This window comes from Flavihumibacter sp. (assembly GCF_036676075.1).
Lineage (GTDB): Bacteria > Bacteroidota > Bacteroidia > Chitinophagales > Chitinophagaceae > Flavihumibacter.
Genome location: NZ_JAKFDQ010000022.1, coordinates 269,864 through 285,225 on the forward strand (window position 1 = coordinate 269,864; position 15,362 = coordinate 285,225).

The window sequence follows — 15,362 nt, forward strand, 5'->3', positions numbered from 1 at the left end:
TTAGCGTACAATGATCTCGTCTGCGAAGAGCCATGCCTTATGTCCTGCACCTGCCTTTCCATCGGCTATAACGCCCTGGTTACGGGCCTTCAGCCTGATATACCGTGCCTGTTGTTTACCTGTATTAATTGTCATAGAACCCATTGACAGCTCCTTCTTATCAAACGTTTGCGTAGTTCCGACACTCTTAAAATTCTTCCCATCCTTTGAAACGAGGAGCTCCAGATTCTGTGGGGCATATATCCAGCTGCCGGGTGATTCCAGTATATGCAATTCAACGGATGAAATGGTAGTTATTTTACCAAGATCTATTGTTGCATCCAGGTCATCGCCATTGAAGCCAAGCCATTCAACGGAGTTCATTCCTTTTGCGGAACGAAGTCCGTTTACCAGTCCGAATGCACCACCTTGTCCGGGATATGATTTGGAAGGAGCATTTGCGAGACTGATCTTTTTTCCAGTTGCTTTATTAACACTGAAATCCAGGGTAACCTTAGAACTCATTGGGTTGCCATCCAGTTCGGTCCAGTAAGTAACCTTGCTGCTGCCATTTATCTTAAATGCCTGCTTATAATTGCTTCTGTGGATAGTTGTAGTGCCGGGGATCTCGTGGGTATAAATAGATATTGCTTCAGCCAGGGGGCTCTCCAGTTTCACAAGCAAACCATCATGGTTAGCCGAAGGTTCCACAGTGGCGGCTGTTTCGAAATATGCCTTGCTGTAATTGGTGCCTATCAGTTTGTAGAGATCTATGAGGAAAGGAATTTTCTTTTCGAAAGCATCCCAGCTACGTTTTTCTTTAGGGCTCCAGAGCACTTCACTCAGCGCACTGAGTCGGGGGAAGATCATGTACTCCACCTTTGATGGGTTCTTCATGTATTCTGTCCACACATTACCCTGCGCGCCCCAGATATAAGAATGCTTGTCGGCGGGAAGTTCGGCTGGGAGAGGATCATAGCTATAGGTCTCTTCAATTGGTGTATATGCACTGAAAGTAACCGAATCTTCATTGCGTGTTTGTGAATGATCGAGATAAACATAGTTGCCGGGTGTCATGATAACCTTGTGGTTTTCTTTTGCCGCAGCAATACCGCCTTCTTCGCCGCGCCAACTCATTACGACTGCATTGGGTGCAAGACCGCCTTCCAGTATCTCATCCCATCCAATGATTGTTCTTCCTTTTGCATTCAGGAATTTCTCCACACGCTGGATGAAATAACTCTGCAATTCATGTTCATCTTTCAGGCCCTTTTCTTTTATCAATTGCTGGCAGAAGGCTGAACGCTTCCAGTTGGTCTTGGGACTTTCATCGCCACCAATATGAATATATTTGGAAGGGAAGAGAGCAAGCACTTCATCAAATACATCTTCCAGAAATTTGAATGTATTTTCTGAGGGAACAAAAACATCATCGTATACGCCCCATCCCTGGATAACCTGTTTGCCTGTTGTATCACCTGCCCATACACTTTCTTTGGGGAAGTATTTGTAGGTGGCTTCTTCAGGGAAGCAGCTCAGCTCAGGATAGGCCGCTATAGCAGCGGAGGCATGACCCGGTAATTCTATTTCCGGAATGATGGTGATATGCCTGCTCTCAGCATATTTAACGATCTCACGGATCTGGTCCTGCGTGTAGAAACCGCCATAGCGCAGGTTATCATTACCAGTGCCGGGATAGCGGCCAATGATAGTACCATTACGGAATCCACCAACTTCAGTGAGACGAGGATATTTTTTTATCTCGATACGCCAGCCCTGGTCTTCGGTAAGATGCCAGTGGAAATAGTTCATCTTGTGCATGGCGAGATAATCAATATATTTCTTCACGAAATCCATCCCGAAGAAATGTCTTCCTTCATCGAGGTGCATAGAGCGATAGGCAAAGCGTGGGTAATCGCGGATGGTCATGAAGGGAAGTGCGAAAGCAGCGTCCTTCTTATTCTGTGCCAGTAACTGCAGGAGTGTTTGTACGCCATGAAAAACACCTTCTGCATCATCGCCACCAATGAAGATGCCTTTGCTGTTCACCTGCAGTTCGTATGCGCCAGCTCGGGGTTCTTTATTAAATAAGTTATAGAGCGTGATATCAGCAATATTTCCCCCTCTGATGGTGTCGAGTTTTGTGCCATAGAGTTTCTGAACATAAGCTGCCAGGAAATTTGCGGAATGTTCGAGTCCGCTTCCCATATTATTGATCTTAGTGGAAGAATTCACCGTGAATGATCCGGCGGTCTTAGAAACGGTAAAGGAAACGGGCTCGGGAACGATACTATAGTTTTGAGCGGAGAGGCTGTTGGCCAGGGTTATAGCCAGTGCCAGCAGGCAAGCGTAGATTTTCATCATGTTAATTGTTTGATCCGGGTGCAAAAATAAAGACCGGCTTTTTAGTAAACCGGTCTCAAAATTATCTTTTATGCATTCTTATTTAACTACAGGTAATAAGATGGCCGATGAATTGGTGGCATCGTGATGAATGCGGATGGTAGCCTTTTTGAAATCGCTGTCTTTAGCTTCATAGATATTCAGGAACTGCTGAGGGTTGCGATCCATCAATGGGAACCAGCTACTCTGGATCTGTACCATGAGGCGATGTCCTTTTTTGAATGTATGGGCAACATCAGGCAGTTCAAACTTCACGCGTTCAACGGCATTGGGTTTAAAGGGCACCGGTGTCTCAAAACTCTTGCGGAATTTGCCGCGCATGATCTCACCGCGTACCAGCATCTGGTATCCCCCCATGGGGTAAGATTCATCATCAGACCGGTTGCCCTCATAGCGGAAATCATCAGGGAAAACATCCACCAGCTTAACAACGAAGTCGGCATCGGTGCTGCTGATACTTACCAGGAGATCGGCGATCAATGGTCCGGCCAGGCTAAGATCCTGCTCAAGTACCTCTGTCTGGAATGTAAGCACATCGGGCCTTCTGCTGGCAAAACGCTGGTCATCTGTCATGTACTCACGGGTGCGGTTGAAATGAACATCTTCAGTATAAGGAACAGGTTTGGCGGGATCGCTTATATATTCACTTGGTGCGGCTTTGCCTGCCGGCTTTGTATATGCGAGAGAGCCATTGGGCTGGAGATAGATAGCTGTTTCTTTCATGGGTGCTGGTGGCCAGCTTTCAAACTGCCTCCATTTATTTTCACCGGTGAAGAAAATGGTGGCTTCTGCCAGGGCGGGATCAGCACCCTGTTGTTTCAGGTGATAATTAAAGAAGGGTATCTCGATATTGTTCTGGTACCATTCTGCAGTTCGGCTGCCAAAGCGAACATTGCCAAGGTAGCTGCCGTCGGCGCGGCTCCACTGTCCATGGAACCAGGGCCCCATTACCAGTTTGCTATTGGTATTGCTGCTTTGTTTTTCTATTGCCTTGTAAAGATTCCATGCACCGAAAACATCTTCAGCATCAAAAGTTCCGCCAACAGTGAGCATGGCAGGTTTGATATCCACCATGGCCCTGCGAGCATCTCTCGCCTTCCAGAAATCATCATAGTTGGGATGCGCATAGAGATCTTTCCAGAATTTAATACTGTCGCCGGTAAGCTTCATGAAATTAGGAAGAGCACCTATTTCGAGGAAAGTCTTATAATTATCATTGCGTGGAATCTTAAGTGCATTCACCGGGCCTTTGGTAGTTGGGTTTGGGCGTGGGTAACCGAAGCCACCGGCATAGAAATCAAATCCATCCATGATGGCGAGGGCACCATTGTGGTGGAAATCGTCACCAATAAACCAGTCTGTTACCGGTGCCTGCGGGCTCACTGCTTTGAGAGCCGGGTGTGCGCTTGCCGCCGCCATGGTGGAATAGAATCCGGGATAGGATATTCCCATTACTCCAACACGACCATTATTATTGGCGATATTTTTTGTGAGCCAGTCGATAGTGTCATAGGTGTCACTTGCTTCATCAATATCCGTCTTCGCTTTTTTGTCTTTGATGAAAGGTCTTACATCAACAAATTCACCTTCGCTCATCCACCTTCCTCTCACATCCTGCAGTACGATGACATAGCCTTCCCGCATATAATATCTCCAATGGTTATCCCAGAAGTTGCGGTACCTGTCTTCGCCATATGGCGCACAGGAGTATGGAGTTCTTGTCATGAGAACGGGATGTTTCTCCGACTGGTCTTTTGGCGCATAGATGGCAGTGAAGAGTTTAGTACCATCACGCATAGGGATCATCGTTTCTGTTTTCACATAGTTATCACGGATCCATGCAGAGTCAAGTGTGTATTGTGTCTGTGCCTGTGAAATCAAAACTGTGAATAGGGCCAACAGAATAAAAATGGATTTTCTCATGTTGAATAGATTGTTTGAAAAAGATGAGGGCTTAAAAATACTGATTTGATGGGTCAAAATGCCTTACTTTGAAATTCAAATTCTGTATACATGTTATTGCGAAGAAAATTTCTGCAGCAGTCGCTGCTTGGTTCATTGGGTGTATTGATCGGTAAAGAGCAGCTTCGTGCTAACCCTGTTGGCGGAAAGATGGGGAAAGCTTCCGGTCCGGTGGTGATATCCACCTGGGCGCCGAATGCCAAGGCCAATGCGGCGGCATGGGAAGTGCTGGCAGCAAAGGGAAGGGCGCTGGATGCGCTTGAAAAGGGTATTCATGTAACCGAGGCTGATCCTAGCGACCAGAGTGTAGGGTATGGCGGCCTCCCCGACAGGGATGGAAAGGTTACGGTGGACAGCTGTGTGATGGATGAGTTTGGTAATTGTGGTGCCGTGATGTGCCTTGAACATATATTGCATCCTGTTTCTGTTGCCAGGCTGGTGATGGAGAAAACACCGCATGTACAACTGGTTGGTGAAGGCGCCCTGAAGTTTGCGCTGGAGCAGGGTTTCAGCAAGACCAACCTGCTGACGCCGGAAGCGGAGAAAGCCTGGCGGAACTGGTTGAAGACCTCCAAGTATGATCCGATGATCACAGTTGAGCACCTGGAAGAAAGAAATAAAAAGAACAAGAAAAAGCCAGGTCAACAGCATGACCATGATACCATCGGTATGCTTGCCCTCGATAGCAATGGTAATCTTAGCGGCGCCTGTTCCACCAGTGGGATGGCTTTCAAGATGAATGGAAGGGTGGGCGACTCACCCATAATTGGTGCCGGATTATTTGTAGACAACGAGGTAGGAGCAGCAACGGCAACAGGAGTGGGAGAAGAAATTGTCAGGATCTGTGGTTCACATACAATAGTAGAGATGATGCGAGTGGGGCATTCACCTGAGGAAGCCTGTAAGAAAGCAGTGGAGCGTATTGTAAAGCGCAATGGCCTGCAGAAAGCAAAAGAGATACAGGCCGGATTTATTGCTATCAACAAACAGGGAGAAGTTGGCGCTTATTCACTGATTGATGGCTTTAACTATGCTGTGCATACGGAGAGTGGGCCTTATACAAAAAATGCAAAATTCTTAATCTGATCATTTCAAGCACTTACAATGGATTATTTACTTGAGGTGATTGCTTTCAATATTGAAAGTTGCAAGATCATAGAAGAAGCAGGAGGTGGAAGGATAGAACTCTGTGCCAATCCACTTGAAGGAGGCACTACTGTTTCGTATGGAATGATGAAGGCAGCGAGGGAAGCGGTAACAATTCCTATATTCCCTATCATCAGGCCGAGGGGAGGAGATTTCCATTATAACGAAGAGGAATATGCGATCATGCTTTCCGATATCAGGCTTGCAAAAGAAACCGGTATGGAAGGTGTGGTGATTGGCATGCTCACCAGGGAAGGGGCCATTGATTTTCCAAAGATCGCCGCCATGGTGGAACTGGCCTACCCGATGGAAGTAACTTTTCACCGTGCATTCGACAGGGTGAAGGATCCGCTTGAATCGCTTGAGCTGGTGATAGAGGCTGGCTGCAACAGAATCCTTACCTCAGGGGGGCGTGATACAGTGGAGCAGGGCATCCCACAACTGCAGGAATGGATCAAAGCAGCCGACGACCGTATCATAATACTACCGGGCTCGGGCATACGCTCAACAAATATTGCGGCCATTGCCGCCGCAACCGGTCTCCGCGAGTTTCACAGCTCTGCCCGCACCCTGAAGCAAACAACGATGCTCTGGCATAATGAACTTATGACGGAACACATGGAGCAGTGGACGGTGGATGGGGAGGAGATTAGGAAGATGTGGGAGGTAAGATGTGAGGTAAGAGGTAAGAGGTAAGATTTGAGTTAAGATTTGGGTTCACATAATGATAAAGGCTGCCAGAATGCTGGCAGCCTTTTCCATCTCTCCATCCCTCCATCTCTCTATCTCACTGTCGTGATCTTCAGCACGTTGGTAGGCAAATGCTCACGCACTGGCGTACTACCTGTACTTACTACAACATCGCCGGCATTGATGAAGCCGCGGCTCTTCAGGATCTCGATCTGGTCGGAGATAATATCATCCAGACTTTCTTCTTCATTATAGAAAAATGCACGTACTCCCCAGCTCAGGCTGAGCTGGTTTACGAGGGTCCTTTCCTTGGTGAAGATATAAAGCGGTGAACGGGGACGGTAACTGGATAGCATGAAACCGGTATAACCACTCTGGGTCATACCTATCAGTGCATCAGAGTTAACATCCTTCGCGATCTTACAGGCATTGTAACATATAGCATCACTCAGGAATGATGGTGAGTGTGGCTGAGGCGTGAGGTCATCCTCACGGTTATAATTATACGCTTTGTTCTCAATTTCGCCGATGATCTTACTCATGGTTTCAATTACCAGCACGGGATGCTGACCCGTAGCAGTTTCACCACTCAGCATCACTGCGTCAGCGCCTTCCATAACAGCATTGGCAACATCAGTCACCTCGCTACGGTTGGGCTTCACGCGGTCGATCATACTTTCCATCATCTGCGTTGCAACGATAACCGGCTTGGCACGGTGCATACATTTGCGGATGATATCTTTCTGAATGAGGGGAACCTGCTCCATGGGGATCTCAATACCAAGGTCGCCACGCGCAATCATCACGCCATCACTTTCAAGAATGATATCCCTCAGGTTGGTTATAGCTTCAGGCATCTCGATTTTGGAAATGACCTTGGTTTTGCTTTCATTCTTATCGAGGATGGCGCGAAGATCACGAAGGTCTTCAACACGCTTCACGAAAGAAAGCGCAACCCAATCAAGTTTTTGCTCGATGATGAAGTCGAGGTCAGCCAGGTCTTTTTCGGTTAGGGCAGGAAGAGATATTTTGGTATCAGGAAGATTGATTCCTTTCTTGGAAGAGATCTTTCCTCCGAGTGTAACCATCACCTTTACATCATTGGTTGGGGTGATCTCAACTACTTCCACTTCAATTTTACCATCATCAATAAAGATCCTGTTTCCCACTACCACATCTGCATGCAGGTTAGGATAGCTTACATAGATCTTTTCCATGGTGCCAATACATTTTGTATTGGTGAAAGTGAGGATATCACCTTCTGTTACCATGAGGCTGTTATGTTCAATTTCGCCAACGCGGAGCTTAGGGCCCTGCAGGTCGCCGAGGATAGCAATATTATAAGGCTCGGTAGAATTGATATTGCGGATATGGTCAATGATCATCAGTTTGTCCTCATGTGAGCCATGGGAAAAATTCAGACGGAATACATTGACGCCAGCTTTTACCAGTGCCAGTAGTTGTTCGTATTTATCACAGGCGGGACCAACAGTTGCTACGATCTTAGTTCTTTTAAAAGCGTGTTGGCGACCTGCTTCTTTATCCATCTGCTGGTGCAGGTATTTGGAAGCGTGTTTAGACATATGTTTTGGTTTCGTTGCTTGAATGCTTGTTCATCAGGAGGCGAGGATCTTCACGATCTTCATCCATTCCTCATTTATTTTCTGCTTTGCTTTAACCGCATTTTCCAGCGGAGTATAATGCATCTTATTATTCTGGATACCTACCATAACGTTGTGGCGGCCATTCATGAGTGACTCCACGGCATGGTATCCCATCCTGCTGGCGATCAGTCGGTCGAGACAGGTTGGTGATCCACCCCTTTGAATATGACCGAGGATACAAACCCTGGTATCTACTTTAGGTAATCTTGCTTTAACGTGTTTGGCAACCTCTTCTGCACCGCCAAATTCATCGCCTTCAGCAACTACAATAAGGTTTACGAGCTTTTTGCGTTTTTCTTTTTCCAGCAGGCTGTCGAGAACGCTGTTGATATCGGTTTTACGCTCCGGAATAAGAATATGTTCAGCGCCGGTTGCGATGCCGCTATGCAGGGCAATATATCCAGCATCGCGACCCATCACTTCAATAATAAAAAGCCTGTCGTGCGCATCTGCAGTATCCCGGATCTTATCGATTGCTTCAACAGCAGTATTAACCGCCGTGTCGAACCCGATGGTGAAATCTGTACCTGAAATATCTTTGTCGATAGTACCCGGAAGTCCGATACAGGGGATATCAAATTCCTGGCTGAATTTCAGTGCGCCGTTAAAGGATCCGTCGCCACCTATTATGACGAGCCCGTTGATCCCTCTCTTCTTGAGGTTCTCATAGGCTTTCTTCCTTCCCTCGTATTCAAAAAATTCTTTACACCTGGCTGTTTTAAGTATGGTGCCACCGCGTTGGATAATATTGGCAACCGATCTTGATTCCATCTGGTAAATATCATCTTCTACCATGCCGGCATAACCCCTGATGATTCCATACACTTCTAATCCATGGTAAAGCCCGGTACGCACCACTGCCCGAACCGCAGCATTCATTCCGGGTGAGTCACCGCCAGAGGTCAGTACCCCGATTTTTGTGACCTTTCTATCGTTCATTGAATTAAATTAATTTGTTTTGGTTAGTCATAAAGTTAGCGTGGCAAGGTTCGCTGGAGCCGGCAATATTTTGCTTAGGCGCGCCAAAAATAAGGATTTGCCATGATTATGCGGGAGAACAGGTGAGCTGTTGTATTTTGCAGGGGTACATTTTCAAAAAAAAGCAATATGCGATCAAAAAATATCATTATTGTTCTACTTACACTTGTTAGTTTGGATGGACTTGCACAGCTCACTTATCCCGAAACAAGAAAAACCGATACAAAAGAAGATTATCATGGCACTGCGGTTGAGGATCCTTACCGCTGGCTCGAAGATGATAACAGTGAAGAAACCAGGGCATGGGTGAAAGAGCAGAATAAAGTGACCTTCTCCCATCTTGAAAAAATCAGCTTCCGCGAAAACTGGAAAAAAAGAATGCTGGAGGTCAGCAATTATGAGAAGACGACCGCGCCAAACAGAAAGGGTGAATATTATTATTATTATCGCAATAATGGACTGCAGAATCAATCTGTATTATATCGCCGCAAGGGATTAACGGGTGCTGAGCAACTTGTGATAGATCCCAATAAACTCTCTGCTGATGGAACAACGAGGATGACCAGTTTCTCACTATCAAAAAATGGCCGCTATGCTGTTTATGCATTATCAAAGGGAGGGTCAGACTGGCAGAGTTACCGTGTGCGCGACCTGCAGACGGGCAAGGACCTGGCAGATCAGCTTGAGTGGGTAAAGGTTTCCGGAATAGCCTGGCAGGGTAACGGATTTTATTATAGCCGATATCCAGCCACTGAAAAAGGGAAAGAACTAAGTACCAAGAATGAGAATCACCAGGTATATTATCATAAGATAGGAACTTCACAGAAAGCAGATCAACTGATCTATGAAGACGCTTCCAATCCACAAAGATTTCATATAGCCTCAACCAGTGAAGATGAAAGATTTCTGATACTGAATATCAGCGACAGGGGCAAGGGATTTCAGGGTAATGCACTCTGGATAAAGGATAGCAAATCTGCTGATAAGAATTGGAAACCATTGGTGAAAGAACCCGGTCAATATCTATATTCATGGGTAGATAATTTTAATGATCGTATCATCCTTCGCACAAATGATAAGGCGCCCAATTATAAACTGGTGGTGGCCAATGCAAAGAATCCTGATATGGCAGCATGGGAGCCATTTGTAGAAGAGCGCAATTATCCTATGCAGGGTGCGGGAAGTGGCGGTGGAAAATTATTTCTGAACTACCTGGAGAATATAAGTTCACATATTTATATCGTGAATAGTGATGGTACGCCGGAAGGAGAAGTGAATCTGCCGGGCATAGGCAGTGTTAGTGGTTTTGATGGCAATATGGATGATAAGGAATTGTTCTACACCTTCAGCTCCTATACTTATCCACCCACCATTTTCAGGTATGATATCGCCACAGAAAAATCATCCGTTTTTAAGGCGCCAACCATACCATCCTATGATCCTAAGGCCTACGAAACAAAACAGGTATTTTATCCCTCAAAAGATGGTACAAGGGTTCCTATGTTCATCACCCATAAAAAGGGAATTGAATTGAATGGAGAAAACCCTGTTTTGCTATATGCTTATGGTGGATTCAATATTAGTATGACACCTGGTTTCAGCGCGGTGAATTTAACCTGGCTTGAGCAGGGCGGTGTGTATGCTGTTGCTAATCTAAGAGGTGGAGCAGAACTCGGTGAAAAATGGCATGAAGCAGGTATGCTTGAGAAGAAGCAAAATGTGTTTGATGATTTTATTGCTGCAGCAGAATACCTGGTGAGTCAGAAATATACCAATCCGAAAAAACTTGCTATACAGGGAGGGTCCAATGGCGGACTGCTGATAGGTGCTGTTATCAACCAGCGTCCTGATCTTTTCGGTGTTGCTATTCCGCAGGTTGGTGTGATGGATATGCTGCGTTATCAGAAATTTACAATTGGCTGGAACTGGATCGCTGAATATGGCAGCAGTGAGAAGCCGGAACATTTTCCCTTCCTCTATAAATATTCTCCCATACATAATATCAGGGAAGGGATTGCCTATCCACCTACCATTATTACAACTGCGGATCATGACGACAGGGTAGTGCCGGCACATTCATTTAAGTATGCAGCCACCCTTCAGGAAAAATACAAAGGAGAGAACCCGGTGATCATCAGGATAGATACCAATTCAGGACATGGAGCGAGTAACCTCAGTAAATCCATTGAGCTATATGCCGACCTGATGTCATTTGCTTTTTATCATATGGGTCTCACTCCAACATTCAACTAATGAAAGTATTGGTGACAGGGGCCAATGGCCTGGTGGGAAGGGTTTTGGTGAAAGCATTGGCGCTTGCCGGCCATGAGGTGATAGCTACCGGTATAGGGCCATCAAGGTTAGGCTTTGAGCATAATTTATTGAGATGGTATGATGCTGATATAACCCATCCATTTCAGCTTCGCGTTATTATTGAAGCGGAGAAGCCTGAATTGGTTATTCATGGAGCAGCGATGACGCAGGTGGATGAATGTGAGCAAAGGCAGAAGGAAGCGCATTCACTGAATGTGGAGGCAACTGCCAGATTATTATTGGACGCGGAAGAATTCAGCAGCTACTTTATTTTTCTTTCCACTGATTTTGTATTTGATGGCGAGCGGGGAATGTATAGTGAAGAAGATGATGTTAATCCGATCAGTTGGTATGGGCAAACAAAAGTGGAAGCAGAAGCGGTGGTACAAACATCTACCATACCATGGGCCATTGTGCGCACCTGTTTAGTATATGGTGCAAAACCAGAAGGGGGAAGGGCAAATCTTTATAGCTGGATCAGGGAAAGTCTTGAAGTCGGAAAGGCTATAAAAGTGGTGGATGACCAGTGGCGAACCCCAACACTAGTTGATGATCTGGTGAATGGAATACTCTTGCTGGTAGAACAGCAGAAAGAGGGGATCTGGCATTTGTCGGGCAAGGACCAGCTTACACCATACCGATTTGCATTGAAGCTGGCAGAAGCATACGGATTGGATAGTGGATTGCTGGAGAAAGTTACCGCTGACAATTTCAGTCAGCCAGGAAGGCGACCATTATTAACCGGGTTCAATATTGAGAAAGCATCAATGGAACTGGGTTTTGCGCCCAGGTCCATTGATGAATCGTTTGAATATTTAAGACAATGATTTAGGGGGAAGGAAAACCTCCGCCATCATACATCTCGCACTGCCACCGCCATTGGTTTCAATGGTGGTGATATCAGAATGTATGATAGGGTTAAAAGATTCGAGTTCCTGTTGCTGGTTTGCTGAAAGGGAATGATATGCTTGTGAGCTCATGACAAGGAATTTCTTCCCATCCCTGTTATTCACCTGAAGCATATTTCCAGCGAAAGAATTCATCTGTTCTATAGATATCTCTATGATCTTTTTGCCACTCTGCGTGATCTTTTCAGACACCATTTTTCTTTCTGCCTCATCGGTGATGGAGTCAAGGCAAATGACCACATATTGATCTGCAACGCACATCATAACATTGGTATGGTAGATCTCGCGACCCTGCTGATCACGGGAGAAAAAGGTGACGGCAGTATATCCGAATTGCTGACAGAACTTGTCAACCAATTGCTGGCTGGTGCGGGGTGAGAGGCAGGCATAACAGATCTTATTCTCTCTGTCGAGCACCATGCTACCTGTGCCTTCCAGGAAACGGTTTGATGCTTCTTCTTTGCTCCAGTCGATCAACTGGCTATGATCAAACTTGCCGAAAATATTTTCCAGTACCTGCGGCTTTCTTTCAGCGCGGCGGTTGACGGCAAACATGGGGTATAATACAACGGTTCCATCATCATGAAAGCTTACCCAGTTGTTTGGAAAAATTGAATCGGGTGTATAGGGCTCTGGTGTATCATGTATAACGGTAACGTCTATGCCATTTTGCTGCAGTTTGCTCACAAATCCATCGAATTCTGCGGCAGCTTTATCCTGTGCATCATCAGACTCGGTGGCTACCTGGAAAGCATTGTTCACGGCCGTTTCGGCATTGAAGCTGAAATTCACCGGCCTTATCATCATTATATGGGAAGTGGTTTGCATGGTATTATTTTATTTTTCATCCAGTGGATCTCTTAACAATGGCATACTCATACAATGGAAGCCCCCGCGTGCCCTCGATAGTTCAGCGGAAGGCATTGTTATGAGACAGTCCTTTAACTTCTCAACTGTTGTTGTTCCTTCTTCCAGTTGATTGAGAAGTTCCTTTGCTTCAATTACGGTGAAACCCGCATTAATAAAGGCATCAGCGGTTTTATCATTGCGATCATAACCCAGCACCACGCCTTCTTTCAGCGCAAGTACATTGCAGGAATCTGTCCACTGTTCACGGGCATCAAAAGGGAACTCATTGTTGCCGGAATAGATAAAACGAACTTTTTCATCACAGCCAAGATCATTGCGACTGATATCTGTGAGCAGGTCTTCGAGGTTGTCGAAATACACAGGGTTATCAAGATCTTTTTTACGAAACTGAATGATCTTAATCTTATGATCTTCTTTCTTTCCTTCGAGGATGCGTTGAACAATATCGGCATCATCTTTCTTGATGGCCTTCTTGGAGAAATGCCCCAGCATCACCCATACATTTCTTTTCACCTGGGTGAACACCGTATCGATATGCATGTAGTCGCGCTTTTTTGGGATCTTCACTATCGATACTTTCTTTACAACACCTTTATTAAAAAGGGCATGCACCGCCTGGTGAGCAGCTTCCATACTGGTTCTTTCACTTACGCCAATCAGCACATGGTCTTTACTTACAACCATTACGTCGCCACCTTCGAGGGTAACCTTTCTGTCATCACCTTCTTTTGGAAGAAGGAAATGCTGGTGGGTATCGGGGAGTTCAATGATATTGTTGCGCAGGTCGGCGAACAGCGGGTGGTTGAAAAATATATATCGCACCAGCAGGGCTTCGCGGGTCCTGGCTTTTTTTGCCGGCTTATTTAGAAGGATATGGTTGTTGATGGTGATACCAATATCGCGGGTGAAAATGAAGTTTGGGATCGGCGGAAAGAGCATGATCTTATCAGAAAGGCTGCCGCTGATGAAAATCTTGGCGAGGTCGGCGGGAGAGTGGTTCATCATCTCCTGCTGGCTCTCATAGGAACAGCCTTCTATGGCGCAAACGGATGCCACCAGTGTGATCCTTATCTCGCGGTCTTCAAGTATCTCTTCGAGCAGCCACTGCAATTCTATCACTTTATCAGAGCGATAAAAATCTTTGTGGGCTGGCTTGTAGAAATTCCTTTTCGCATCAGGTGCATCGATCTCCTTCAACTTTCCTTTGATCTTTTCCGGATCAAGGAAATAGAGCAGGATCTTGGTGTAATAATCATACTCTTTCCGCCGGATGGTATCCAGGTGAACAATGTCTTCAAAGAGCCAGTCCTGCGCTTTGGAAGGAACTACCTTTCCGAGGCCGCTATCGGGACTATGAACTAATAATCTTCTAAGTGTACCAATTTCGCTGGTAACGTTGGCAAATGCTAAGTCTTTAGGCATATAAAAAGGATTATAACTAAATAAGAATTTAGTAAACAGCAGGAAATATAACAGCGCTGTCAGTAAGGCTGGTAATAGTTAGCCGGAAGTGCTTTGGAAGCAAATGATGATATGGCTAAGGTGCTGTACATTGTATATGCCAAAACTACAGTATTATTCCCGAATCGCCACAACCGGAACATGGGTATGATAAAGCAGGCGTTTTGTATTGCTAGGATTGAACAGGGCAGAAAAGAAATTATGTTTCCGCGGCACTGTTATGATGAGGTCAATGTCTTTGTCTTTAGAGAAAATATTAATGGTTTCGACGAAATCACCGATCCGGATAAAGTAGAATTCGGGGTTGAAACCATCCAGCATCTGCTGCAGGTCGGCTTTTTCTTTTTTATATTCTTCAGTCAGTTCCACGTAATGATCAACATCAATATTAACAATATGCAGGTTAGCCTCGAAGATGGAAAGCACTGATCTTAACTGGTGAATAGGGGTGCTGGTTTTTGCATTCTTCATATCGGTTGCAAAAAGGATATTTTTAACTCCCCTGTAGGCTGCATTAGGCGGAACAATAAGCACCGGACAAACGGCTTCGAGGGCCATATTGAGGGAGTTACTTCCCATCAGCAATTGCTGCAGGCGGGTAGCGCCTGTGAGACCCATTATGATCATGTCGGCCCCCTGGTGTCTTACATATCTTACCAGGTTTTCAGTGAGTGAATCACCTTCTTCGGCGATGGTTTCAATATCCAGTCCGGGTGGGAGGTCGGCCACAATATTACCCAGGGCCATTTCAACCACCTGCCTGCGTGCTTCTGTATTGTTCTCCAGGGGGGTACCATCGGAACCGGCAAGAACAGGGCTGAAAACATGATAAAAAGCCAGTTTTGTACCCTTCAGATCTGCTGCAAGTGCAGCAGCATAGCGGGCAGCATTACGCGAGGTTTCTGAAAAATCGATAGGAACAAGCAGTCTCTTCATGGTATTTATTTGTGGAAATTTACAAAATGATTCTTCATCCTCCGCATGTATT

The 15,362-nt window shown here is 45.7% G+C and carries 11 protein-coding genes; 4 read left to right on the top strand and 7 right to left on the bottom strand.

Features of this window, described 5'->3' with window-relative positions; all coding sequences use genetic code 11:
- A complete protein-coding gene (locus V6M43_RS17800; RefSeq protein ID WP_332737652.1) occupies positions 1 to 2,343 on the bottom strand; it encodes a glycoside hydrolase family 20 protein in 2,343 nt (780 codons plus the stop codon).
- A 78-nt stretch (positions 2,344 to 2,421) separates the two neighbouring features.
- Entirely contained in the window at positions 2,422 to 4,305 is a 1,884-nt protein-coding gene (locus V6M43_RS17805) for a CocE/NonD family hydrolase (protein ID WP_332737654.1), read from the bottom strand.
- A 90-nt stretch (positions 4,306 to 4,395) separates the two neighbouring features.
- Here V6M43_RS17805 and V6M43_RS17810 point away from each other — a divergent pair, with 90 nt between their 5' ends.
- Positions 4,396 to 5,430 (top strand): N(4)-(beta-N-acetylglucosaminyl)-L-asparaginase, encoded by a 1,035-nt coding sequence (locus V6M43_RS17810; RefSeq protein ID WP_332737656.1) that lies wholly within the window; start codon positions 4,396 to 4,398, stop codon positions 5,428 to 5,430.
- 18 nt (positions 5,431 to 5,448) lie between these two features.
- Positions 5,449 to 6,186, top strand: coding sequence for a copper homeostasis protein CutC (locus V6M43_RS17815; RefSeq protein WP_332737657.1), 738 nt, complete (start codon positions 5,449 to 5,451; stop codon positions 6,184 to 6,186).
- 86 nt (positions 6,187 to 6,272) lie between these two features.
- Here V6M43_RS17815 and pyk read toward each other — a convergent pair whose 3' ends face one another.
- Together pyk and pfkA are read right to left on the bottom strand one after the other, a co-directional pair.
- Positions 6,273 to 7,763: a pyruvate kinase gene (gene pyk, locus V6M43_RS17820; RefSeq protein WP_332737659.1), complete on the bottom strand. Its 1,491-nt coding sequence runs from the start codon at positions 7,761 to 7,763 to the stop codon at positions 6,273 to 6,275.
- 33 nt (positions 7,764 to 7,796) lie between these two features.
- Positions 7,797 to 8,783, bottom strand: a complete 987-nt coding sequence (gene pfkA / locus V6M43_RS17825; RefSeq protein ID WP_332737661.1) for a 6-phosphofructokinase — start codon at positions 8,781 to 8,783, stop codon at positions 7,797 to 7,799.
- A 168-nt stretch (positions 8,784 to 8,951) separates the two neighbouring features.
- On the opposite strand from pfkA, the gene V6M43_RS17830 reads away from it, so the two are divergent.
- Together V6M43_RS17830 and V6M43_RS17835 are read left to right on the top strand one after the other, a co-directional pair.
- On the top strand, positions 8,952 to 11,075 hold the full coding sequence (locus V6M43_RS17830) for a prolyl oligopeptidase family serine peptidase (protein ID WP_332737663.1): 2,124 nt from the start codon (positions 8,952 to 8,954) through the stop codon (positions 11,073 to 11,075).
- Positions 11,075 to 11,962: an SDR family oxidoreductase gene (locus V6M43_RS17835; protein WP_332737665.1), complete on the top strand. Its 888-nt coding sequence runs from the start codon at positions 11,075 to 11,077 to the stop codon at positions 11,960 to 11,962. Before V6M43_RS17830 ends, V6M43_RS17835 begins: the two co-directional genes overlap by 1 nt.
- On the opposite strand, the gene ctlX is transcribed toward V6M43_RS17835, so the two are convergent.
- The 3 genes from ctlX to V6M43_RS17850 form a co-directional block, all read right to left on the bottom strand.
- Positions 11,951 to 12,871, bottom strand: a complete 921-nt coding sequence (gene ctlX / locus V6M43_RS17840; protein WP_332737667.1) for a citrulline utilization hydrolase CtlX — start codon at positions 12,869 to 12,871, stop codon at positions 11,951 to 11,953. The genes V6M43_RS17835 and ctlX overlap by 12 nt on opposite strands.
- Before the next feature lie 9 nt (positions 12,872 to 12,880).
- Positions 12,881 to 14,335, bottom strand: coding sequence for an arginine deiminase family protein (locus V6M43_RS17845; protein ID WP_332737669.1), 1,455 nt, complete (start codon positions 14,333 to 14,335; stop codon positions 12,881 to 12,883).
- A 153-nt stretch (positions 14,336 to 14,488) separates the two neighbouring features.
- Positions 14,489 to 15,310 carry a universal stress protein gene (locus tag V6M43_RS17850; RefSeq protein WP_332737671.1) on the bottom strand — a complete coding sequence of 274 codons (822 nt, stop codon included), beginning with the start codon at positions 15,308 to 15,310 and terminating at the stop codon, positions 14,489 to 14,491.
- Positions 15,311 to 15,362 lie beyond the last annotated feature (52 nt).

Excerpts from the sequence above, each read along its gene's own strand:
- V6M43_RS17810 (WP_332737656.1), top strand. The coding sequence starts at position 4,396 with ATGTTATTGCGAAGAAAATTTCTGCAGCAGTCGCTGCTTGGTTCATTG.
- V6M43_RS17800 (WP_332737652.1), bottom strand. The coding sequence starts at position 2,343 with ATGATGAAAATCTACGCTTGCCTGCTGGCACTGGCTATAACCCTGGCC.
- pyk (WP_332737659.1), bottom strand. The coding sequence starts at position 7,763 with ATGTCTAAACACGCTTCCAAATACCTGCACCAGCAGATGGATAAAGAA.
- V6M43_RS17815 (WP_332737657.1), top strand. The coding sequence starts at position 5,449 with ATGGATTATTTACTTGAGGTGATTGCTTTCAATATTGAAAGTTGCAAG.
- V6M43_RS17835 (WP_332737665.1), top strand. The coding sequence starts at position 11,075 with ATGAAAGTATTGGTGACAGGGGCCAATGGCCTGGTGGGAAGGGTTTTG.
- V6M43_RS17805 (WP_332737654.1), bottom strand. The coding sequence starts at position 4,305 with ATGAGAAAATCCATTTTTATTCTGTTGGCCCTATTCACAGTTTTGATT.
- V6M43_RS17850 (WP_332737671.1), bottom strand. The coding sequence starts at position 15,310 with ATGAAGAGACTGCTTGTTCCTATCGATTTTTCAGAAACCTCGCGTAAT.
- ctlX (WP_332737667.1), bottom strand. The coding sequence starts at position 12,871 with ATGCAAACCACTTCCCATATAATGATGATAAGGCCGGTGAATTTCAGC.
- V6M43_RS17845 (WP_332737669.1), bottom strand. The coding sequence starts at position 14,335 with ATGCCTAAAGACTTAGCATTTGCCAACGTTACCAGCGAAATTGGTACA.
- V6M43_RS17830 (WP_332737663.1), top strand. The coding sequence starts at position 8,952 with ATGCGATCAAAAAATATCATTATTGTTCTACTTACACTTGTTAGTTTG.
- pfkA (WP_332737661.1), bottom strand. The coding sequence starts at position 8,783 with ATGAACGATAGAAAGGTCACAAAAATCGGGGTACTGACCTCTGGCGGT.